Source organism: Candidatus Scalindua japonica, assembly GCF_002443295.1.
In the GTDB taxonomy this organism is placed as follows: domain Bacteria; phylum Planctomycetota; class Brocadiia; order Brocadiales; family Scalinduaceae; genus Scalindua; species Scalindua japonica.
The window spans coordinates 64143-88408 of record NZ_BAOS01000038.1 but is presented as its reverse complement, the minus strand read 5'-3'; the positions used below and the strand labels follow the sequence as shown (position 1 = coordinate 88408).

Below are 24266 nucleotides of genomic sequence, written 5' to 3'. Positions count from 1 at the left end.
ATACGAAAAATAAAATCTAGTACTATTTTTTAATACATGATAATGTACAAAAAGAAGATTATTATTCTGGCAATTATCTCACTGCTTGCTCCCGGATTTATACCTTATGGTTATATTAACAGCAAAGAAGCTGTTGAGAACAAACGGATTTCACATGCAGATTTATGTTGCTGTGGACATAAAGCAATGTCGTGCCAGAGTTGTGGTTGTGATAATGGTTCTCCTGAGCCTGATCATGCTGGTAAGTACCCCGTCTCTATTACTTCCTGCGGCAGTAGTTCTGAAGACATCTTTGCTACACAAAATATAAATTATTTTTTCTCACACTCTGATTTTCTTAATTACCTGCCTGTTACCACTTCGGCAGAAACAGCAACACTTCAACTCAGATATGTACTGAACAAACCACCCTATAAACCTCCAAGATTACAACTCCTTACTAATCTCACATAATAATTTAAGAAACTACATTTTTAACGTAATCCATCTTTTCGGAATGTGGCTGTGGAACCGTTTCGGGTATACGTCTGTTTTCTAATCTGCAGACAGTTAAATACCGCAAAAGAAGAGGGGCAAAACAATTTTTTCCCCTATTTGAACACGAAACTACTGCTCCTGGAGAAAGGTCTGAAAATATTCTGATAGATGGTGGTAAGGAGAAGCGGTATGTCATCATTTTATAACAAAAACAAATTTATTCTGCATTTTTTTCTCTGGATTTTCATTTTGGCACTTCTGCCAAATGTTTGTCTGGCTAAACTGAATGATTTATTAAAGTATGAAGATCAACATGAAAGTAAGCAGATTATCAGGCTGGCATCAAATGAGTCAGGCAATGAGGAAAAGAAGTATAGTGATATTTCAGAGGGACTCAGCCGTCCTGAAAATTTAAGTTATCAGCTATTTCTGGGGCTCTGCTGTGGTAAATGCGGTGGTAATATGCCTTTGAATATCCCCGGTGGAGGAACCCCCGAACCACACGAATTCAGGATCAAGGTAAATCTCAGCTATGGAAGAATGGTAGGAATGAGGAGAGGTACCAGTAATCGCAGCACAAAAGACACCCTGAGACAATACATGATGACTCCAAGAAAGATGGATATGTATATGAGTAACGTTTCAGTAGGATACGCCTTTTCTGATCGCTTTTTTGCCGGCATAATGGGTATGTATGTGAATAAGGATATGGAAATGGTCAGACGAGATGGGAGAAGGTCCAGCATGTATTCACAGGGTGCCGGAGATACAATGCTTATGACCAAGACATTACTCTATGCGGATGACTATCTGATCCCCACAAATCAGGTGTCTTTATTGCTGGGAGTAAGTCTCCCGACAGGTTCTATTGATCAGGATGAAAGAGGACAAATCCTTCCCTACAGTATGCAGTTGGGTTCTGGTACCTTTGATCCTTTTATAGGGGTACTCTATGAAGGCTCCCACGCACCATTCTGGTGGGGAGTTAACGTAAACTATCTGGCGCGGGCCTATCAAAACTACAAGAGTTACAATCTTGGAGATGAATATCGTGCAGACCTCTACGCGATGTATCAGGCACGTCACAATTTAGTTGGTGAACTGCAGATTAAAGGAAAATATGCAGGTGATATTGAGGGAGAAGCTCGCGAAATTGAGCAGGATGGAAACGGCCATATGAGGGGTAATCCTAAAATGCCATTTATGAGTAACCTCTTTGACCCTGACAATTACGGTGGTAGTACTATAGATCTGACTGCAGGTGTACAATGGCAACCATTTCATAACCACATACTGAACGCACAATTCTCTATCCCTCTTTTTCAAAATCTGCACGGAACACAATTGGAAAGAGACTTCACGGCATCAGTTACTTATTACATCGAAGTTCCTCTGCACAAAAGCAGACGTTCTAAAAAGTCAGGTAAGGGGTTGGATTTTCTGGGTTTTTAATGAAAGGAAATAGAGAACTCTAACTTGAAAGGTGAAAACTGAAAAAAAAATAAAGACTTGAAGATTCATGAATAATACCAAAATTTGAAATGTTGTTTCAAATGATTTTCTTAGTGCCTTTGGGCCCTGTTGGCATAACATAAATTACAAAAAAAGGAGAATTAAAATGTACAGAAAGAACTATCATATTTTAGCATTGCTGATACCGCTGACGCTGGCCCTCTTTTTTGGCGGTTGTGTGACTGTGCAGAGACTACCGGAAGAGCAATCTGAAGACGCGCAAGTCTATATTGAAAGATGCAGTTCCTGTCATACTATCCCACACCCTTCCAGGCTCAATTTTAACCATTGGAAGGATAAGATTGCTGTTATGGAAGGTTCTCAAATGCCTGTTATTAAAACTGAGGAAAAGGAGGCGATACTCTCTTACATGAGAACTGAATCAAAAAAGGGTTTTAAGATTTTTAAACTGAGGTGTGGAAAGTGCCACTTACCCCCTAAACAGGATGAAATGGAAGCAGAGGATTGGGAACAATTAATTGTCGTTCTAGATGGAAAAATGCCAGTATTTTCAGAAAAAGAGAGGTCATCCATAATCAGATATCTACAGGCATATGCAAAGAAGTAGGATACTTACATTGAAAAAGGGGATAAGGACCACTGAAGTTCTTATCCCCTTTTTTATTAACGGTAACTGATTTTATATTTTAATATTATCACTTGCATGATAACTCCATTAAGCATTCCACTCCATAACCTTATCACATATATAACTACCAATCGGTATCGCTGACGTAGCCGCTGGAGAGGGTACGTTGCATACATGCAGACTCCAGGGACTTTCGGCAAAAAGGAAGTCATGGACCAGCGAACCTTCCTTCATTACTGCCTGAGCACGAATACCGGGAGGATATGATTTCAGATCCGATAATTGCAGTTACGGGCAGTATTTCTGTACCAGCTGGAGGTAACCCGGCTTCCAGAGGGAGTTTTTGGTTTCTATTAGTCCGGTTTCGATATTAGATTTAATTACTCGCCAGAACCCGCTAAAGGTCACCATCTCCCGGATATCTCGAAGGTTTATATTGAACCTGCCATAACCTTCCCGCTTCCATGCCATTACGGCATTTGGCCCTACAGTGACAGTGCCATCAATCATCCGTGTCAAACGATTTATGGAAGATGGAGGACTAGATAAAGAAATCAGACAATTAAACTATTCATCCGAAACCTCAACTCTGACAATTCCGAACCTATAGTCAAGCTGATTCAGTTTGCAACATATATTACGTTTGATATGTGTTTAATGTTTGAGGAAATGACAGACCTGGCGTTTGTCAACTGCTTTTTTTACGTCTGGGCCTTAATCTCCCTTCTTTATCTACAAAAAAACAGGAATATTACCACCTGGATTGTAGTTTCTACCTTGTATTCCTCGATTTTTGTATAATAGACCCCTGAAATGGAGGATGAGGGGGAGGGGGCGGGGTGAAAGAGGAAGCGGCAGCTCCAGCCGCATTAATATTAAATGCGGCATGAGAAAATTCACTACTCGCGTTTTTAAATGTATATTTCATAGATACAGAAGCTGCTCCAGATTTTGTACTTGCTCCGCCGAAATGTCCAGTCACACCACTTCCACCAACTTCTAAATTCCACATTTCGGCCTGGCTAGCATCTGGCGTCAGAGATAAAGTTGCTGTCGTCGCAATATTCATAACCAGATCATCTTCGGCACTGATGACTGTTAATATGTCGTCTTTGGACTTGCCTCCATTGCTCTGGACGGTGCTAGTGTCAATCGGAGTGGTCTGGTCAACATCAGTAAAGGTAATAACGCCAGCAGTTATCTCATTTGTGTCACCGTTATCAATCGTAATCACAACATCATAATTACCATCTGTAGGATTTAATGATGGATTTAGATACCATATTTCCGAAGCATTTGTTGATCCGTGCCATTCTCCTTGAATTTTAACCAGCCGTGTAAGATTTGTTCCATTATAGGTAACGGTATTAACTGTCTTATTTACGTCTCCATCATCAAGTGAGATCCCTACCAGAATCATAGGGTCAGTGCCAGAAATATTGTGAGAAGATATAGTCAGTTGACTACAATCACATGTATCAGTTGAAGGCGTTCCAACAGTAATTGCCTGCACCTCTTGTATTTCAGGTAGAAAACCAAGCCCTCCTGTTAATATCCATACCGGGATGATGAAAAAGGGAAGAACTAATCTTGTAAAATTTATTCTGCTTTTCAACATTTTCTATTTCAGATAACGCAGTCTTTCCAACACTTTATACCGAATCATCATATATGCAGGATTTCCCTCTGTAAGCTTAAGGAAGGAATTATATCCCTTCTCAGAAAGTCTTCGATTACCAATTGCATCATAGGAATAACCAATGTTAAGCTGCACCTCCGGTATGTCAGGGGCAAGCTTTTCCGCTTCATTCAAAATACGCAAAGCGGCCTCGTGTCTGCCTCTCTGCTGCTCAACTATCGCACACTGAAGCCATAACTGAGGGACTTTCCCGTTCATCGCCAGTCCCATTTCCGAGTATTTCTCCGCGTAGTCCAGTTCTCCCAGGCCAAGGTATGCGGCCCCCATCAAGAGATATGTGTCCCATGTCTCTTGATGGCGGTCTATGATCGGATTCAGGATATTTATTGCGTCGTTATAAGATCCAATATTTATCAAATGTCTGGCCTGTTTAAGCTGTTTTCCAAATATGTTTTCTTCCAATAACGAAAAAGGTAGTTTCTCTACTGATTGTGTCAAATCTACTACTGACTCAGAAGGTGATTGTTTATTATCAGATTGATTAACAGTGACTGGGTGTGCTTCCGTATTTAACTCCTGTTTGGGTTTAGTTTCTTGAGAGACAACAGATGCATCAGTATCTATATGCGACACAACTGCCCCTACAGTCGTGTTAGGCAAAAAATTATTATTGGAAACATCATTTTGTAATGATTCGAGACCTTGATCTTCAGACAAAGGAGGTCCTGTTGTCTGTTCAGTATTTAGGTTATTCAGCATACTGGTTTCTCTTGTTTTCTGCTCAATTACGGTTTTTTTTGGTCCGGCCATTCATTCCGCATATCATCAACAGAAGTAACTTGAGTTACGTTACTCAAAATATCAGCTTTTCTATTTTCATGTGAAGTAATACTTTCTGGGGAAACATTTATATGGGTTGTTGATAAATCCAGAGAACCTGCATTATAATTAAGTTTTTCTCTCTTCTTATTAATACTTTCCTGATATCTATCTAATCCATAATACGCTCCCAGGCCAAAAAGAGTTAAATAAATTGATATCACAACAAATTTCCTGCTACGAACGGGCTTAATCTCCGTTGGTGCCTTCTTTCTTTCTGACTGAGCGCCTGGGATATCCTGATGGACATCTTCTTCCTGAAGGTTCCTTAAAGTTTCCTCTATTATGCTCATTTTTCAGTTTGATTGAAAATTAATCAATAAGTCTTTAAAAACTCCTGCCCCCGATTGTGATATGATATGATTTGATTAACATAGTACGCGTTACTAAATACGTTAGATTCTTTCAGCTTATGTGACACGACAATCTTCTTTTTACAGCTCTTATTTTCGCTTATATTTGAATCATTCTCTGGTCCGTGTCTTTCAAATGAAAAGGATAAAGCATCTTTCTTTTTATCTAGTTTGTCCTGATACAAGCCTAATCCACTATACATTGCAAACCCGAATATAGTTAAAATAGTTGCTGTCATGACAAATAACTGATGACGAGCATGTTGATAACGTATTGAATTCCTTCTACCTATTATTTCCCTTGCCGCGAGCAAAAGAGTCAAAATTCCAATTTTCTTTTTACCGGTATTGAATGATGCCAGTAAGGCACGGCCACATATTTGATTTATTCTTCTTGGAACCCCACGACTGAACCAATGAACAAGGCAAATAGCAAATGCAGAAAATTGGTAAGTTTTATCATTAACAACACCGCTTGTTGACAGATGCATTCTGTGGCCAACATATTCTCTTGTTTCAGATAGCTTGAAAGGTTTTAAAACGTACCTTACACTTATTCTTTGATCTAACTGACGTAAATTATGTTCGGCCAGACGTGACTCCAATTCCGGCTGTCCTATCAAAATAAATGAAAGTAATTTTTTCTTCTCCGTTTCAAGGTTAGATAACAGTCTTAACCCTTCCAGCGTTTCAGTAGTCATGCCCTGTGCTTCATCAATTATTACTACTACTTTTTTTCCTTTTGCTGCCAGTAACAGAAGCAGTTGATTTATCCTGTTGAAACACTCACTGTGAGATTCGCTTTTTAACTGCTCGCCTGTTATGTCGTGATAAATCAGCTTAAAAAGGTCAAGCATACTGAAATATGTGTTGTAAATATATACTGTCTGAACATCTTTATCAGTATCTCTCAGTATTTGTCTACAGAGGAGTGTTTTTCCAATGCCCGGAGTCCCGGTGAGCAATGTAAATCCATCCATTAACAACGCGTATTTCAAGTGATTAAGCGCTGCCATATGCTGACTGCTCTTAAACAGAAAACGAGTATCAGGTGTCTGGTTGAATGGAGGCTCATTAAAACCGAATTTTTTATATAGATAAGCAATGTCATTCATTTTATATACCTTTAATAATCTTGGGTGTTATGAATATTACAAGTTCATTTTTTCCTTCTACAGTATAAGACCCCTTAAACACATTTCCCACAAGTGGAATATCACCTAATACCGGAACTTTACGCCTGGTATTAAAATTCTCATCCTGGATAAGACCTCCAATTGTTACCATCTCTCCATCCATTAACCGTACAACAGTGGATGACTGTTTGACATTCATCACTGGAGCAGTAGAACCCAGCGGAGAGACTGACGTAGTTTCCAGACGGCTGATTATGGGTGTAACATCCAGTAATATCAGATTGTCTTCAGATATTTGTGGTGTAACCGACAATACAAGGCCTTCAGTTACAAATCGAATTTCTTCTGTAATTGTATTGCCGGCCCCTGCTGTTCCAACCGTAGTAGTTTGATTGAAAAAGGGTATGTCAGTACCCACCTTAATAAGCGCCGGTTGGTTGTTCATAACTCGAATAGAAGGTTTTGATATTACCTTAAGTTTACCTTGTTCGCTAAGCGCTTCAATTACAGGGTCGAAACTATTGGAATCAGAGCCAAAGGAAAAAGTTTTTAGCTTAGTGTTTGATACACCAACAGGTGTAGTTATGATTGTGGAGGCAGATGCGGTAAACAGAGCAGAAGTTTGTTTTAAGACCAGGTCCCAGTTTATACCAAGACTGAAATCATCGTTAAGCGATACTTCCAATATCCTAACATTTATTTCTACCTGTCGATTGATGCTCTTTGTTATAGTATTTATAAATTGTTTTGCCAGTATTATATTCTTGTGGAAATCTGTTATTTGAATCGTCCCTGACATATGATTTATTATCAAACGACCTTCATCAGAGAGCATATTACCTAACTGCTCTTCAAGGTCCTTCCAGAAATCTATTGTATCACCCTGTTTTATCGATATACCTCCTGACATACCTCCGGTTGAGCTTTCTACCTTTGCAAGACTTGAACCACTGCCTTCACGAATCAGTCTCAAATAATCGATTACAAATATTTCTGTTTCATATTTATAAACCCGAATCAGTGGTCCGTCCCTTAACCAATAATATCCGTAGGCATCCAGGATCACATCCATTGATTTTTCAAACGGAAGGTCCTTGAAGTCTACCGTCACCACCCCTGTAACATCAGGGCTAGTAATCAGATTTAAGTCATAATTATGTGCAAAAAGGTCCAACGCCTTAACAATAGGCATGTTCACCGCCCGAAATCTGTATAATGGTTCCGGCCCTTCAGTGTTAGCTTTATCAAGAGTTAAAAGCATCCTGTTGTTCACATCAAGTTTTATTTTATGTTCTTTATTGTCTTGAATATAAGGCAATTTTTTGTCAATATCCAGCTTTAATGGTTGGGTTTTTGCTATTGTCTGCTTCTTGTTTTGACTAATGCACCCTTGCAGAGCAACAACGACAACGATGGCAACAACAATCTTTTGAAGATGCCTATATGTAAAAATATAGTGGACTTTGATTCCAGAATTTATTTTTCCATGACAATTCATACGTTTATCCTCACCATTTTAAACTTTAAAATCAAAACTCCAGCATTTTATTCCCATCCGGCCCTTCCAGCTTAACCGAGTCCAAACCTATTTTGACAACCTTATAGTCATCATAATAATCCCCTTCACCTACTATAACGTCATTTATTACCGCAAGTGCCTTACCGGAGTCATGTACTACGGCAAACAGAATATCCTGTATCTGTGAATTTTGTACAACCAACGCAACCGGTGTATCACTCACTGTCTCCACGTCCATCATAGTCTTCTTCACAAACGGGTCCCTTAAGTAGCCATGTGCCCAGTCTATATTGTTAAAGTCTGCAACCGGATCAGGTTTCTTTTCTATGAATTCAATCTGGTGAAATATTTGTTCCTTCAGCTTTTCCGCCTCTTCACCGCTCTCTGTTTGTGATGAATAGCGAGCAGAAGGGAAAAGCGGCAATAATATATTATTAGCAACTATTCCAACTGCCGAAATAACCAGAATGACTACAAAAAATTTATTCTTTAAAAGCTTCATTACGATGCCCCCAATAACAACCTGCTTTCTCTTGGACCAGTAGTGTACTTACACCTCGTTAATACCTTGCAATTCGTTCCCAAAACCAACCCATAAATTAATGCTCACATCCATTGTTCTAATGCCTTCTCCCATTCCTTTGACAACTACTTTTGACAAGTCTACTCCAAAATAGCTCTCAACTATACCATGGAGCAACTCAACAAACTGGACTAATCCAACAGAAACAGGCGCGTGTTGGTTTGTATTAATCCCCTTGACTTTCAGTTTCAGATTTATTGGCAAGAGAGAAAGGGCAATCTCCCCGCTAACATCTGGTACCAATTCACCCATAGTATAGCTCATGTCAAAACCTCTGGAAGATGCAAATCTGTTTAAATCAATTATCAAGTCTGATACAGCGTCATAACTATCAGGAATTCTCTTTCTGGTGTTCTTCCAATTATTCATTGCAATCTTCATCTCTTTATCTGAAGTGTCAACCTTTTCTCTTTCTACCTCATATCTGAGCTGTACTGATTGAATAATTTCATCAGTAGCCTCAGTTATACGCGGCAGCCTATGATACAGCGAAACAAAAAGAATCAATATCGGTACAGGCATTAAAAAAAACAGGAAGAAGTACACCCTGTACCATGGGTTTCTCTGCCACAACGACCAGAAATAACCAACTTTAATCTTCATCTAATAACCCCGTCAATAGAAAATCTGCTTACTCCACTATCACTGACAGAACCTATTTTAAGCAGTTTAAGCCACTCTTTATACCAATTTTTATTATCACTCATTTTAAATGGGCCATTCTGGAGATTATCACAAAACTCTTTAAGGTTATTCATCATTACCCTATTCCCTTCATTTGAAAAGCCATCAATTACTACTTCCCAAACAGAATCCTTACGCAAGATCTGGGTGCTTGTAAGGATCAGCTCATCTGGCACTTCATTACAGAGATAACCCAGAAACCATCCAGGCACCGGAGGAGTACGTTCTTCCTCCAGTTTTTTAACCACATGACGAAATCTATTAATTTTTGCCTTACGATCTAACAATTTATCTCTGGTATTTCTCAACTCAATTGCTTGAGGCATGATATCTGCGAGTAATTTCCTCTCTTTATACAGCAGGTATTCAATGGTCACTAATGTAAAAAAAGATATGGACCATAAAATAACAGCAAGGACTAAGGCGGCCTTTGTAAACCTTTTTATTACTATCTCATCTCGATACTTTCTGATGAGCAGGTTACCTTCATCGTTAAAGGAAATATTTAGAAGTTCGTGGTTCCAGTAAAAGCGGCTGGGCTTTGGTGGTAACCACCCAATTGGAATATCCAGGTTCTTGGTAAAGCACTGATACACATTTTTTTCAAAATGTTCCGATAACACAACCTGTACAACTCTTTCGCCAAACTGTTGCTTATTGTAAAGTATAGAGCGTTGTACTTCTTTCGATACTCTTTCCACATCATCAGGGTTATATAAATTAACTTTCAGGTGTCTATCTGAAAATATCGCCCCGTCGTTTTTACCTATAAGAAGAGACACTTTATCATACATGCTCACTACAATGGCTGCCACTTCGTCTTTACCGATTGACAATTCACGGAATTGCTGCTCCCTCACCCTTAAGAATGGTATTACCAGCATAAGAAACACACCAGCATCAGCACACGCTTTTTTGAGGTCATCAATGAAGGACAAAGGAATAAAATTTATTGAAACATGCTCTTTGTTTTTTCTGGATGTTTTTTTATAACTGAAAGCGGCTTCTCCATCAAACTCTTTAATCTGATCCACTTTCCGTGCTATATAATCATGAGTGTCCTTGGAATTCATTGGAGGTATATCGATGGCTTTATGTCTTAATTGGTCATGATCCAGAATAATGTTCGCGAAGCATCCTTTGGAACCAGTAGAATTTACTGCCTCTTTTAATGTATCTCTTATTTCATCAATATTACAAACCTTATTTTGGGTAGACCAGGTATTCTCTTTACCAGATTTGTCTATTTTGAGTACCCTTATCCAACCTTGAAAGATAGTTATGCTTAATATATTTTTCTTCATTTTTAGCAAAATTTTTTAAAAAATTAATAAACCAAGCCCCTACCGGCCCCATAACGTTGGGGGCCCCGGTATGTAAGCAAAATTCTCTGATTCCTTGATGACAATGGAATGCAGCAAATCACCGGTAGGGCTTCCTGCAGTCCACGATTGATCATAAAGAAAAAGACTTGTTCCATTGATAACATTGAAGCTTATAATTTCAGGCGTACCCGCTGAGCTGATACTTATAGTGGTAGGAGCCACCTGACCTTCAAGCCTATACTGAGGCTCACCGTTATATTCAATCATTACATCAACATAACCTGAATTGGCATTAGAAACACCTGAACCAGAAATAGTCAACTCTGTGCCAATACTTATATCACTCGTTGATGTATAGACAACAGAGTTTGGTCCAGAAGTTGCGCCAGATATCACACTTGCCGCAGAAATAAACTCGTCCCCCCCGGATGTGTAACCTATATCTAATGTTGCTGAACCACCCGAAGCGTTAGTTGGTTCGAAGCCACCCGTACTATAATGGACAGCAAAAATATGTGAATTTTTCTCAATGCTCAGCACAGGAAAGTCAACTATTGGTGACGATGAACTTGGGCTTGAATATGATTTCCTTGCAAAGTAACTTCCATTGCTGGACTCCAGTGATACTGTTTCGAACATCTGGGAAAAATTAATCCTTTTAATTTTCAGTGTGCTGCTCTCCGTCAAAGTACCAGTCTGGTCCCAGACTGCCGCAAAGTTTGAGGCAGTATGCCCGACACTGGCAACAAGTATATTGTTCGTTGCTCCAACCGATAAGTCAGAAATAATCATTGCCCTGGGACTAGTCGGTGCTGACACTGACATAGTTGTGGCATTACCGGAAATATTGGTGGCTGAAACCGTGTTCTGATTATACGAAGCGCTGTTGTCCGAAAGGCCGTTCAGGTCCGTGGCAGGATCGAACCAATAACGCCGACTATTGCCTAGGTCATTTTGATAGATCTTATTTGTGGGCAAATCCATCTGAGTGGCAATATTGCTAGACCAGGCGCCTGTACCTTCGCCGGACTGTGGTATAATCCTATTCTCCAAAACATAATTAATCAACCCATCCGCCAGGAGATCCAGGGTCTTCTCTTCAACATCCTGACTGACAGACTGCATCTGCTTGATAACATTTGGAGCGATTACGGCAGCTAATATTGCTATAATTGCCAAAACTCCAATCATTTCTATTAGAGTAAATGCCTGTTCACGACACTGTAAATTGTTTTTATTCATTTACTACATTGCTCCAAACATGCTAAGTATAGGAAGAAATACCGCAGCTGCTGTAAAGCCAACAACACAGATAAGTGTAAGCATTACTAATGGTTCCATAATACTGAATACTTTTTTAATCCTCCTTGGAACTTCTTCGGTATAATAGGCTGCAACATTACCAAGTGCTCCGCCAAGGTCTCCGGATGTCTCACCTACCGTTATCATTAATAACGTTTTTTTAGGAATTATTTCGTGTTTTCTTAAACATTCATTTAATTGCATTCCTGCTTCAATGCCATCCTTCGCCTCTTCCAGGGCATTTTCCATGACCTTGTTCCCTACAAGCTGTCTACATAGATCAAGGCTCTGGATGACAGGGACACCGGCCTCAAACAGAGTCGAGAAATTATACGCAAATTTGGATACGGTAAGCATTCTGTTCAGTTCTCCAAAAATCATGAGTTTTAATTTAAATGTATCAAAAGCATACGCGAACCAATCACAATAACGCCTCATATATCTGACAGACACTCCCATTATAACCACAACACACAATAAGGCCCACCATGAAGAAACAAAAAAAGCACTAATTGCCATAACCATTCTGGTAGGTAATGGCAAAGGTATATTGAGACTTGTCAGCAACTCTGAAAACTTAGGGACTACAAACGTAAAAAGAATAAGTATTAGGATTGTCAGTGCGATTAAAACAGTAACCGGATATATAGTTGCCTGTTTTATGTTAGCCTTCAGAGATACCTGCCATTCCAGATATTTGACTAACTCTTCGAAAATCTCCTCCAGTTTTCCTCCGGTTTCGCCTGCCCTTATGACCCCTAGAATATGACGAGAGAAAACTTTTGGATGCTTAGCTAATGCGTCAGTAAATTGACCACCTTCCTCAATTGTGGTAATCATATCACCGACAACATTATTGAAAACAGGTGACACGACCTCTTCTTTCACTCCCTTGAGTGCATCAAGTAAGGTAACACCCGCCTTCAACATACTTTTCAATGTAATGAAAAAATCTATTATTTCTCTATCTTTTGGACCACGGCTGAAAAAAGAAATATTACAATCACCCGATTCTACTTCGGCATTTACTTTCGCTTCTATAAGCACACTCCCTGATTTAGCAAGCTCTGATTCCAGGGCTATCACATCAGGGGCAGACATAATACCCTTTATTCTCTTGCCGGTACGATTAACTCCACGGTAATTGTAATCAGGCATAATGGTTATAATTGAGGGATTTAAGGATTGAGGAAAAAATTTTTTGATCCTCCATCTCTTCTCAATCCCTCAATCCTTAAATCCCTCAATTATTAACAAATATTACTGAACTGCTTTTAAAACTTCATCCAGAGAAGTAAAGCCTTTTAATGCCTTTTGAATACCGTCTTCTATCATCTTCTTCATCCCCTTCTTTATAGCGATTTTTTCAATTCCATGAATATCAGCATTATTAATAAGATCATGATAATCATGATCGATAATCATTATTTCATATATGCCAATCCTGCCATGGTACCCGGTATTACCACAAGCTTTGCATCCAATGCCCTTATAAAACTGATATTCAGTTCCAGCAGTCATTTTTATGTTTATCGTATCCAGCATAGGCTCCATGTCTTTTATTTTAGTTTTGCAATGTTCACAGATTCGTCGTACAAGTCTCTGGGCTATTACGGCACATAATGAAGCTGAAACAAGGTAAGGTTTGACCCCTATATCCACCAACCTTGGAATTGCAGCTGCAGCGCTGTTTGTATGCAGTGTGGACAGTACAAGGTGACCGGTTAGAGAAGCCCGAATGGCAAGATCGGCAGTCTCGGAATCACGTATTTCACCTACCATTATAACATCCGGGTCCTGCCTCAGCATGGCACGAAGCCCTGTGGGAAAATCCATACCAACATCCGGGTTGACAGAGGTCTGCCTGATTACTGGTAATTCGTATTCAATAGGATCCTCAAGCGTGAGAATATTTCTCTCAAGGCTACTGGCAATACCAAGTGATGTGTAAAGAGTGCTTGTCTTGCCGCTGCCAGTTGGTCCTGTTACCAGTATCAGGCCATGGGGAGCCTTTAGAATATTATTCAAGCTCTCTTCATCTTCAAGAGAGAATCCCAGAGAACCAAGATTGAGGGAAATTCTATCTTTGTCAAGTACCCTCAACACAACGGTTTCTCCGTTGGATGTAGGTAATGTAGACATTCTCAAGTCTATACTTCTTGAACCTGACTTGAAGGCAATACGTCCGTCCATGGGAACTCTTGTTTCCGTAATGTTCAAGTTACCCATAACCTTAAGCCGTGCGGTAACTGCAGATTGTAACTTTTTTGGCAAAAGCACCTCCTGGTGCAAAACACCATCAATCCTCAGACGAATTCGGACTATTTTTTCATCAGGCTCAAAATGGATGTCTGTTGAACGTGTCCTTATGGCATTTGAAATCACTAGATTAACAAGACGGATTACCGGAAACATATTGCCAGAGCTTTCATCGAGTTCTTCAACATCCTTAGAGAGTATATCTTTTACGAGCTGACTGAAAGACTCTTGCTGACCATAGTATTGCTCTATCGCTTCAGCTATTATATCCTTTGGCGCTGTAACCACATCAATACTTAAACCTGTTTCCAATTCCAGGGCTTCTATAGCATTTATGTTAAGAGTATCAGCCATGGCCGCCTTGATAACATTTCCATTTTTCTCTAATGGTAGTACCTGATAACGTTTTGACAGTTCATATGGAATGAGGCTTATGACTTCAGGATTTACTGGATAGTTATTTAGATCAATAACTTCAGAGCCTGACTCATCTGCCAGGAAATTAGTTATAATCTCCTGTGATAAGACACCCAGGTTTTCAAGCGCCTGTCCAAGGTATATTCCTCTACTTTTACTCTCGTTTAATGCGAGATTTAGCTGTAATTCTGAAATATACCCGTTTTCCAGAAGCCGCTGCCCTAATGGTTTTTTTTGTTCTATTGTGCCTTCTGACATTGGTTTTTCTTAATGATTAATGTAGACAATTTACGCAATGTTACAAATCAAAGAGAAGTAAGATAAATATACATAGTAGTACCACTGTACTTTACTTTACCGGATGTTGCTTTAGCCGATGCAGTAAGACCTTTATCTATAATTCCATCCAATTTAACGCAATCAGTAGCTGACACTCCAGCAAGTTCAATCGCAACCACCTGTCGATTCTCCATATCGTTTGCTCCATCATCATCCAAATCAAACGAGGTACCATCAGTTGCTACTGGTGTGGATGTGCCCGAAGCGCCTGGCTGTGTCTGAATATCCAATCCTGTTCCTAGAGAAATATTGGCGACACTATCGATATATGGGCCATTCCAATTCGCCCATAAACCAGAAGTAGTAGTCGTACCATTGTTGCTTATGAGTTCATCATGAAAATTGTTTTCAGTAGTATCTTCCGCTCCCCCAGCAGTGAGAGCTGCAATTGTTCCTATGTCCTTATACCAATTAGTAACAGCGCTCTTATAACCATTGACTTCCCCGGCAAACCTTGTTACCTTTGAATCGTTAATTACCTCAAAAACCTTCGGTGTTATAAACGCAGCAAGTATAGCAATTATTGCAATCACACCAATCATTTCGATAAGCGTAAAACCTGATCTGCTATTAATAATACTTTTTGTTTTCACTTTCGTATACCCCCCCTATAGATTCATTTCATATAAAATAGGTTAACATTTTGAAATACTAAGCTTAAAACATAGCAAACATTATGCCAACATAATTCATTGCAAAATTTAGCTATGAACCGTTCCTATCCCCCTTGTTTACAACATATTACACTACTATACAAGGCAGATGTTTTATTAATACGTCTTATATATGTGTTGAAATTTTCAACAGTCATATGAGCGGAATGTGGAAGCATGTGGGGGACAAACCTTGATCTGTGATTTAGTCTTTGATATTCTCTTATTGATTTTATCATCTTTGGAAATGATTGATTTCACAATGGTTACTCGCCGACTTATGGAGGCATAACCAAGACCAAACGATTTACCAATTTCCCGGTTATTATACCAACCGGTACTCCATAAAAGATAGATTGATAAATTTAGACTTTGTACGATCTACAAACTTCTAAGAACCTAAAAAAACCCATATCGGAAATCTTCCCATATTTTTGTCTATTCTTTTGAATAAATTTGTACCTTTTTCCTATATGCAAGGTTCTTGTTTTTTGTATCTAAAAGAGTAAGAATAGACTTTGCATGCAATCACTTCGGTAATTTCTTATCATCGGCATAAATAGGATAACTGCTCTATGGATATAGCAGGAGAGGAGCATAAGGTATTCATCATTTTCTATGAGAAAGCTTTTGAAGCGCCCTTGAAAAAGATGATAATTTCGCTTGTGTTTAATATTGAATTGACGTGTATAGGTAGTTCCAAACCATTGCATGCCTTTTGAAATATTTGGATTATTCGTTTCCCGCAACAAGAGGTAATGATTATCCATGAGGACATATGTGTAAACTTCAATCTCAAACCTGTCCGACATCTTTTCTAAGGTTTCCAGGGCAAAATACGGTCATAGTTATCACTGAAACTATCGCTTCGTTCATTTCCTCGTGATAAAACATGAAAGTAAGCTCCTTCAAATTCAATTCGCCGTTGCCTTGCCATACCAGACACAATAGCACAAACTGCCATTAAATACTTGACAAGAAAAAAGAGTAAAACAACAAAACGGTTTACTCTTCTGAGGAGATTACGAGACCGGGTGGTAAGGCCTCTCCGAAAATCCACTCCTGCTCGCTTTTTCCTAACGCACTTTCAGGGTTGTTTATCAGTTCTTTGTATTGGTCTCCATTTGGTACGTTATCAAGCCATTTTATTATATTGCCTTTATCGTTATCAGGCAGGTCTCTCCCCCGATCACCCGTACTTCTGCCCAGTTGCACCAGGGCGTGGGCCAGAGCATTGGATGCCTCCGGGTTACTTGATAAAAGTTTATTGAGCCATGTAGATACCTCTTGTGCTGAAACAACTTTGTCAAGCGGCCCATGGAATGGTATACGAGCGCCAAGTCGACTGAGCGCCCAGAGCTCTTTTGGATTAAGTTTCTCTCCGCTAAACCTTTCCAGGAGTTGACGACCTAATGTCTCTTTAATATCAACTGGAAGACGCTCAAGGTTGGCTAACGCCATCCATATTTCCTGCCCTTCATGACTTAACATCTTCCCCTTGGGAGTTTTGTGATATTTCTTCTTTTTGCTTTTCGTTTCGCCCAACGGAAGAGAAGGAAACAACTGCTCATAGACTTCCAACTGTTGACCGGCTTTCAACCCCCCGGCCACACGCCTCCATAAGATACGCCACTCTGTACGACACTGATGTTTATCACTGAAACTCAAACCTTCAAGAAATATCTTCCATATCCCTTTAGTGCGCCAATCGTCTAATGGGTCTCCAAAACCCGGCCTGAGACAGAAACCCAGCAGGTTTAACCAGCGTGCTTCGTGTTGAGGAGAAAAGGAACGGCCCTGCTTGAATTTAAATAATGTATCTGCCATTTTTCTAATCACCGGCATAGACCATTTGGTTTTATCAAGCTCCATGATTGAAGTCATGTTTTTTAAAAGGGATTCGGGATTTCCACTTCTCTCTTTTTCGAAGACTTTTTGAATCTCTTTTATTGCCAGTTCAATAGTTTCACTATCTAGTGTCTCCGTAGATAAAGAAGATTGTGCGGGTGGAGTTCCTCCCAAACGCACGTCAAATTGCAATTGCCATCGATGTGTGGTTTTCTGTGAGTTGCACCAGAGTTCTAACGTGCCAATTTCTGTAAGACGAACCTCAAGATGTATGGGCAGAGGTATGACTTCCTTTTTCTTACCATATTTCAGGACCGTATTTATGGGAGGAAGCAGGGTTATTTCTTCTTCTGACAACATGACAATGTCTCCCATTTTATCACCTATGCGGGTGTTGGAGCTGAAAACGGTAAATGCCACCGGTTTATTGGTAAGTACTTCGAACTCAGGTTTCCGGAGTTGTGAGTCAAAACCCTCTTCTGAACTTCGGGGTACCAGGCAAACGGCTTTTCTGGATTTATCCCCCTTTTCCTCACCTTGCGAGTGTGATACTTCAACATAATAAGTACGGGGACTACCAGCTCCGACCTTAATGCCATCAAATGTCCTGGCAATACCATAATTAGCTGCTCCAACGGCAACCGCCAATTCCGGTTTAGGATTGTGAAGTTCCCTTGGAGACCACTCTTTACCAGCTACATCATGAAACCACTTTTGAACTGCATCTCGAATACGGTTGCGTATAATGGCAGGTGTTAAAGAGCCGCCATTAAAAAGGAGAAAGTCAGGAAAAGGATTTGTACGGCCTGTTTCCTCTTCAAGTATCGGGACACTACGTTGCCAGAAAGCAGCCAGATGTTTTGTTATTGCAGGCTCCTGCACATAAGGAAGTCCCCACTCCATAAGTCCCTTCCGGCTACCTGATTCCTGCTTCTCCTCAAACGATACAAAAGGGAAAAAACCTTCAATGATCAGCTCTTCCACCTGTGATGTACTGATAGGAGTTTTCAGCGTGCTGGCAATAAGTTTGCCGCCGGTACCCATAATCGCGATATCCATCTCCTGCTTATCATGCTTTTCCGACAGGAGACCCTCTTTTACCTTTCTACACTGGTGTGTCAACTCATGCCATCGATTGGAATCAAGCTGACCCGGACGTCCGCAAAGCTGTGCTTCAACATTGCGGGCGATAGTCATATCCATATTGTCACCACCGAGCATTAGATGTTCGCCGACAGAGAGCCTGTTGAAACACAAACCGTTTTCACCCTCTACAACTGCTATAATAGTAAAATCTGTCGTACCGCCGCCCACATCACAGACTATTATCAACTGCCCTGGTTTCATTATATTCTGCCAGTCCTTCTCATGTTGATACAGCCAGGCGTAAAATGCGGCAAGAGGTTCCTCCATCAGCTTAATATACTTCAGTCCCGCCTGGCCAGAGGCTTTGACGGTGAGTTCACGCGCTACCTCATCAAAAGATGCGGGTACGGTGAGGTAGACCATCTGCTCTTCCAAACCATGCCCTTCTCGCCCACGTGCCATTGTCTCATCCCATACTTCCCGTATATGCTGGATGTATCTGGAGCTTGCCTCCACCGGAGAAACTTTCTCAACATCTGTCCCCTCACCCCAGGGCAGGATTTTAGCTGTACGGTCTACCCTTCCGTGGCATAACCAGGACTTTGCGGATGAAACAAGACGTCCCGGCACAACAGCCCCCTGTTCTCGCGCAATCTCCCCTACAGCATATTTTCTCTCAGTATCCCAGGGGAGAGAAGTACTTCCTTCCGGCATATCGTAGGGGCCGGGAAGATAAAGAAAGGATGGCAAAACGGAACGTTGACCTATTTCACCCGGCGCTACTAATTGTGGTATATCAAGAAACCGGATCTTATTTTTTTCAGAATCTTTTATTGTCAGATCGACATACGACACTGCGGAATTAGTTGTACCAAGATCTATGCCTACTATATATTTGTATTTAGTCTCTTCGATTTCAGTTGGTTCATCTTCTACTACCTCTATTAATTCATCTGATACATCACTTTCCATTACCCCTATTCCCTCTTTTCATCACTTTCACGAAGGTTAAATTCGAGCTTCCAACGTCTATCTTCGTCTTCACTGGAGACGCACCACAATTCGAGAGTGCCTATCTCAGTCAGCTTTATCTGTAACCATACAGGAATTACTTTTCCTCCCTCATCCCCTCCGGTTGAAGTAAGTTCTGTATCCATTGTGCTGATCTCTTCTATCTCACCACTCCAATCCTCTATCACTTCTCCGGCCTCTTCTTTCTTTCTGAGGTTTGAAGCAAAAAGGTGAAAAACTACGGGTTCACCGACGACAAGACCAAATTCACGTTGACGTATATCTAATTCAGTCCCCTCCTCCTGCCCGAAGGGAACCACACAAAGGGCCTTCATCGGGGTAGGAATGCCGGGAACGGAAGGCATTGAGCTTTCGATACCTATGTAATACGAGTGTGCGGTACCCCCCCTGATCCGAAACCCCCTTCCGCGTATGGCATGTCCATAGTAGGCAGCGCCACGGGCAACTGACAGGTCCAAATCTGATGAAGGCAGTTCTCGCATCTCATTTTCTACCCCACTCCACCTATTCAGAACATCCAGTATTCGCTGTTTCATTAAATCTGATTTCATTACACCGCCATTAAAGAGAACGGATGAAGGGTAAGGTACTTCAGAGTCTTTGTCAGCACCACCGACCTGCTGCGCGAGGAATGATGCCAGATGCCTGCTGATAGCAGGATCAGATTCATAAGGCAGTCCCATCTCCCTTATACCCACCTTGCTCTTTTCCTGAGGATAATCAGTACTGCTGCACATAGGTATGAATCCGTCTAAAAGAACAGTTTCTATCTCAGCCCGTGTCAGTTCAGTACGAATTGTACTTTTTATCAGTGAGGACCCTCGGCCTAATATTGAGATGGATTCTTCTTTTCTGTCCGGATTATTCAGTAGCTGCTCTTTCGCGGCCCTGCAACTGTGTACAAGCCCACGAAACTGCCAGGCGTCCAATTTTGTACCCTTTTGTGCTAATTTTGCCTGGATTGCATACGCCAGGGTTAAATCCATATTATCACCACCGAGCAGGATATGCTTACCTACTGCTACACGCTTGAGTGCTAAACTGCCATCTTCATCGGCAACCTGAATCAGGCTTAAATCAGTAGTCCCTCCTCCGATGTCACATACCAGAATAGATTCTCCCGCTTTAACAATTTTGCGCCAGTTTCTCTGTGATTCAATCCAGGCATAGAAGGCGGCCTGCGGTTCTTCCAGTAACGTCATATTTGACAGCCCGGCAGACTCCGCCGCCTTAACAGTCAATTCCCGTGCAACAGCGTCAAATGAAGCCGGAACAGTGAGGTATATTTCCTGGTCTTCCAGCTTTGCCTCGGGATTTCCTGACGCCATCTCATGGTTCCATGCTTCTCGCAAATGCTTCAGTAAACGACCCGATGCCTCTACCGGAGAAACGCGGCGTGTTTCTGAAGGACTCTCCCATGGAAGAATTGGTTTGGTCCGATCTATACTGCTATGGCAAAGCCATGATTTACTTGAAGAGACCAGTCGATTTGGAATCTCGGCACCCCGTTGACGCGCGAAGTCACCAACAGTAAAATCTATATCAGGGTCCCATGGAACAGCCAGGCTTCCCTCCGGTACATCGTGTTCACCTGGCAGGAACAAGAAGGACGGCAGGAGAGGTTGTGCCTTGATCTCTCCCTGTGCAATTGTTTGTAATATTTCAAAAATATTAATACGCGGCACTTCACCATCTTCATTCGTCTGTACCTCTGTATAGGAGAGAACACAGTGAGTCGTGCCCAAATCTATACCTATAATATATTTAGTATCTTTCAATGAACTCATCCTTAATAATTTATAGAATCTCTATTTCAGCAGGCGCAAGTACGTTGTTTCCTTCTTCTTGAGATGTAAGTTGTGGTATCTGCACCTTCACTGCACGCCAGCCACGGTGTCTTAGAATCCCCTTAAAAGGAGGGTTACCCTTTACGTTTCCGGTTAACTGTATTGCTCTTGAATCAAAACCCCGGTCTACAGTCACTTCATTACCCTCTTCATCTTTGAATATTGGTTTTATATCAATATATTTCGATAAAGTCTCCTTACATCCCGAATGAATACTCCTCACTGCCGCCCCTATCTGGGTGTCATCATATTCGCTTAAATTTTCTTGTAGAAAATCAATCAGTCTTCCCTTTCTTTGTAATACAACCAATGTCTGCAGGCTCGCGTTCTGTAAGTTTTTGGCAGACAGGTTATCAGACAAAGAACCCTTCTTCTCCTTCTTTGAAACTTTCGGCATTGCTTCCGCCAGACCAATTCTTTGATCTCTTTGCACAAGTCGACTTCCAAAAAGGCTTACCAAATACCATGAAAGAATAGTCAATCCCGCTCCGGTGCCTAACAGGACAGGAATATATCCTGTTTCGGAATTACGCAGAAAATGTATTAAGCTCTGATACAAGTTAGAAGGAACGACCCATTGCTGGGTTTCCTTAGCAAAACTACTAAATAGCAGAAAATAAAAGGCGATCAAAAAAGCGTTACAGGGGAAAATAATAATCAGCGATCGAATTGTTAAAGATTTATTCATCTCGGATATACTCCTTCTAAATCTAAATATTAATTTTTTTTTGATAATAATATAACTTCATTCATTGACAATAATCGGCAACTTAACATGAAAACAGATAAAGACCGCAATGACCCTTATCCCATCCAGGTCATGTTGCTATTGCGACAAACAACTATCCTTTAACTCCGCCGTCCGGTCCGGCACGGGTGGGCGTTCAAGTTGATGTCACACTCAACGGAGTCGCAGTGTGACGTCGATATTGAATTCCTTATACATTAAACCTAAGCCGACTGATTTTTGATCATTATTGATGCGATATCTTTTGTAATTAATAGTTAACACAAAAACTGAGACCATCCATCAAATGCACCACAAATTGTAGATACAATGGAAGGTCGCACCTCATTCCTTAGGGGCTGTCCTACAGACGTGCATGAACTCAGCATCTTTAAATACGCATGCCATCAAAAAGTATTAACCCAAGGCAACCAAAAATAATTACAGGCAGCCAGGCCGCCAGAATTGGTTGCAGAATCCCCATGTTACCCAGATTGGCACAGATATATGATAATACAAAAAACGCGCAACAGATAAGGATGCTTATTCCAACCCTCAAAAATATATTTTTACTCATTCTTTCAAAACCAATAACTACAGGGATACCCAGAAAGAGTAGAATAAAATTAGTAAGAGGATAGGCCACCCTTGAGTGAAACATGACACTGAACCTGGGGTTTTCAGGCTCCTTACTTCGTAATTCTTTTAATTCTTTAAAACTTTTCAATGCCGCATTAATATCTACCTTGCTCAGTCGCGTGGGTGACATTGCCGTTTCCAGTCTATAATTATCCATTTGCAATGCCGGCGCAACCCAATTACCGCTTTCATCATAATTGTGCTTAACAACATTAAATAACAACCAGTTCTTATCATCAGTCCATTTACCTTGTTCAGCGCTGATGGTAAACTTTTTTCTGCCATTATCATATTTCCCGATTACATATAAGGATTTTAAAGTCTCTTCTGCCGTATTAAGTGTCCAAATTCTGAAGAGCATATGACTTTCTTCATCTTCAATGAGAATATTATTCTTTTCCTTCTCTTCAAATGTTGTCTGCTCTACTTTTTCAAGTTCCTCTGCAAGCTTTGGAATAAGCAGTTCCTGATTTATGACTGCCAGAAAGGACAGGAATATTGATACAACAAATACAGGAAGCATAATTCTATACAGGTTAATCCCGGCAACCTGCATAGCTAATATCTCATTATTTTTTACAAATCTTACCAGTACAAGGCTCACGGCAATGAGAGTTATCGCCGGAAAAAGCTGCGCGATAAACACCGGCACCATGAGCCCGTAGTAATGCGAAGCCATAGTAAATGCCTTAGCGCCCATTTCTATAAAATCGTCAATCTTTTGAATTGCGTCAACAACAATATAAATACCACAAATAGCAAACATGCATATGATAAAAGAGGGAACGAATGCTTTAATAATGTATTTATCAATCTTGAAAAGCATCTTACTCCTATAAAAATTTATAGATTCTCATGTTGCTCTTGTTTTAACTTATCCAACAGTTCAGAAAGACTTATACCTGAGACAGGATGTTTAATATCAGGCGATATTTCACATAGCGGTTCTAACACAAAAACACGTTCATACATGCGTTCATGAGGAATCTTCAAATTATGTTCCTTCACAATTTTATCCCCATATAACAATATATCAAGGTCTACCATCCTCGGACCCCACCTTAAACCTGGCTTTCTCCCCAGTTCTACCTCAATCTTCTTAAACTCTTTCAGGAGTGCTTGCGGTCCAACCTCTGTCTCCAATCCAATAACACAATTAACATAATCAGGTTGTGGCGGACCACCAAATGGTGCAGTATCGTAAAAACCGGACCTCTCTTTGACACTGAACTCCTCACAGGTATCAATTCTATCGATAGCTCTGATTATATTCTCTTTTCTATTACCAAGGTTTGAACCGAGGCCCACGTATACCTTTGTCATTACACTGGATGCTGGTAAAAAAAACGAATAAAAGATGTTGCCTTCATATAATCTGAAACTTACGCGTTCTTTAATAAATCACTCATCATAAAAATGAA

The 24266-nt window shown here is 40.6% G+C and carries 21 protein-coding genes and 1 pseudogene; 3 read left to right on the top strand and 19 right to left on the bottom strand.

Translation table 11 applies throughout. From position 1 onward, the window contains the following. The first annotated feature begins 42 nt into the window (after positions 1-42). The 3 genes from SCALIN_RS19375 to SCALIN_RS19365 all read left to right on the top strand — a co-directional run bounded on the left by SCALIN_RS19375 (position 43) and on the right by SCALIN_RS19365 (position 2557). Entirely contained in the window at positions 43-453 is a 411-nt protein-coding gene (locus tag SCALIN_RS19375; protein ID WP_096896094.1) for a hypothetical protein, read from the top strand. Between the two features lie 213 nt (positions 454-666). Then, complete coding sequence (locus tag SCALIN_RS19370; protein ID WP_096896093.1) at positions 667-1929, top strand: transporter family protein; 1263 nt, start codon at positions 667-669, stop codon at positions 1927-1929. 166 nt (positions 1930-2095) lie between these two features. Next, positions 2096-2557 carry a cytochrome c gene (locus SCALIN_RS19365; protein WP_096896092.1) on the top strand — a complete coding sequence of 154 codons (462 nt, stop codon included), beginning with the start codon at positions 2096-2098 and terminating at the stop codon, positions 2555-2557. Between the two features lie 108 nt (positions 2558-2665). On the opposite strand, the pseudogene SCALIN_RS24185 reads toward SCALIN_RS19365, so the two are convergent. The 19 genes and pseudogenes from SCALIN_RS24185 to folK form a co-directional block, all read right to left on the bottom strand. Beyond that, positions 2666-3097, bottom strand: a pseudogene (locus SCALIN_RS24185) (FAD dependent oxidoreductase family protein); the annotation flags it as partial. A gap of 253 nt (positions 3098-3350) precedes the next feature. Continuing rightward, on the bottom strand, positions 3351-4196 hold the full coding sequence (locus SCALIN_RS19355) for a hypothetical protein (RefSeq protein WP_096896091.1): 846 nt from the start codon (positions 4194-4196) through the stop codon (positions 3351-3353). A 3-nt stretch (positions 4197-4199) separates the two neighbouring features. Continuing rightward, positions 4200-4976, bottom strand: coding sequence for a tetratricopeptide repeat protein (locus SCALIN_RS19350; protein ID WP_162532419.1), 777 nt, complete (start codon positions 4974-4976; stop codon positions 4200-4202). Positions 4977-5002: 26 nt separating this feature from the next. After that, entirely contained in the window at positions 5003-5389 is a 387-nt protein-coding gene (locus SCALIN_RS19345; protein ID WP_096896089.1) for a hypothetical protein, read from the bottom strand. A 23-nt stretch (positions 5390-5412) separates the two neighbouring features. Beyond that, positions 5413-6564 carry an ExeA family protein gene (locus tag SCALIN_RS19340; RefSeq protein WP_096896088.1) on the bottom strand — a complete coding sequence of 384 codons (1152 nt, stop codon included), beginning with the start codon at positions 6562-6564 and terminating at the stop codon, positions 5413-5415. 1 nt (position 6565) lies between these two features. Next, positions 6566-8083 carry a pilus (MSHA type) biogenesis protein MshL gene (locus SCALIN_RS19335; protein ID WP_096896087.1) on the bottom strand — a complete coding sequence of 506 codons (1518 nt, stop codon included), beginning with the start codon at positions 8081-8083 and terminating at the stop codon, positions 6566-6568. 31 nt (positions 8084-8114) lie between these two features. Beyond that, positions 8115-8606, bottom strand: coding sequence for a hypothetical protein (locus SCALIN_RS19330; protein WP_096896086.1), 492 nt, complete (start codon positions 8604-8606; stop codon positions 8115-8117). Between the two features lie 48 nt (positions 8607-8654). Continuing rightward, positions 8655-9290 carry a hypothetical protein gene (locus SCALIN_RS19325; RefSeq protein ID WP_096896085.1) on the bottom strand — a complete coding sequence of 212 codons (636 nt, stop codon included), beginning with the start codon at positions 9288-9290 and terminating at the stop codon, positions 8655-8657. Further along, positions 9287-10675, bottom strand: coding sequence for a hypothetical protein (locus SCALIN_RS19320; RefSeq protein WP_096896084.1), 1389 nt, complete (start codon positions 10673-10675; stop codon positions 9287-9289). Before SCALIN_RS19320 ends, SCALIN_RS19325 begins: the two co-directional genes overlap by 4 nt. 39 nt (positions 10676-10714) lie before the next feature. After that, positions 10715-11938 carry a prepilin-type N-terminal cleavage/methylation domain-containing protein gene (locus SCALIN_RS19315; protein ID WP_096896083.1) on the bottom strand — a complete coding sequence of 408 codons (1224 nt, stop codon included), beginning with the start codon at positions 11936-11938 and terminating at the stop codon, positions 10715-10717. 3 nt (positions 11939-11941) lie between these two features. Further along, complete coding sequence (locus tag SCALIN_RS19310; RefSeq protein WP_096896082.1) at positions 11942-13156, bottom strand: type II secretion system F family protein; 1215 nt, start codon at positions 13154-13156, stop codon at positions 11942-11944. A gap of 102 nt (positions 13157-13258) precedes the next feature. Next, positions 13259-14932 carry a GspE/PulE family protein gene (locus SCALIN_RS19305; protein ID WP_096896081.1) on the bottom strand — a complete coding sequence of 558 codons (1674 nt, stop codon included), beginning with the start codon at positions 14930-14932 and terminating at the stop codon, positions 13259-13261. A gap of 47 nt (positions 14933-14979) precedes the next feature. Beyond that, complete coding sequence (locus tag SCALIN_RS19300; RefSeq protein ID WP_096896080.1) at positions 14980-15606, bottom strand: prepilin-type N-terminal cleavage/methylation domain-containing protein; 627 nt, start codon at positions 15604-15606, stop codon at positions 14980-14982. A gap of 557 nt (positions 15607-16163) precedes the next feature. Next, complete coding sequence (locus SCALIN_RS24180; protein WP_420885449.1) at positions 16164-16436, bottom strand: transposase; 273 nt, start codon at positions 16434-16436, stop codon at positions 16164-16166. Between the two features lie 235 nt (positions 16437-16671). After that, a complete protein-coding gene (locus tag SCALIN_RS19290) occupies positions 16672-19572 on the bottom strand; it encodes an Hsp70 family protein (RefSeq protein ID WP_096896078.1) in 2901 nt (966 codons plus the stop codon). Positions 19573-19577: 5 nt separating this feature from the next. Then, positions 19578-21419 (bottom strand): Hsp70 family protein, encoded by a 1842-nt coding sequence (locus tag SCALIN_RS19285; RefSeq protein WP_096896077.1) that lies wholly within the window; start codon positions 21417-21419, stop codon positions 19578-19580. 10 nt (positions 21420-21429) lie between these two features. Further along, positions 21430-22167, bottom strand: a complete 738-nt coding sequence (locus tag SCALIN_RS19280; RefSeq protein ID WP_096896076.1) for a DUF2760 domain-containing protein — start codon at positions 22165-22167, stop codon at positions 21430-21432. A gap of 430 nt (positions 22168-22597) precedes the next feature. After that, positions 22598-23671, bottom strand: a complete 1074-nt coding sequence (locus SCALIN_RS19275) for an LptF/LptG family permease (protein WP_096896075.1) — start codon at positions 23669-23671, stop codon at positions 22598-22600. A gap of 17 nt (positions 23672-23688) precedes the next feature. Beyond that, positions 23689-24168, bottom strand: a complete 480-nt coding sequence (gene folK / locus SCALIN_RS19270; RefSeq protein WP_096896074.1) for a 2-amino-4-hydroxy-6-hydroxymethyldihydropteridine diphosphokinase — start codon at positions 24166-24168, stop codon at positions 23689-23691. Positions 24169-24266: the final 98 nt, after the last annotated feature.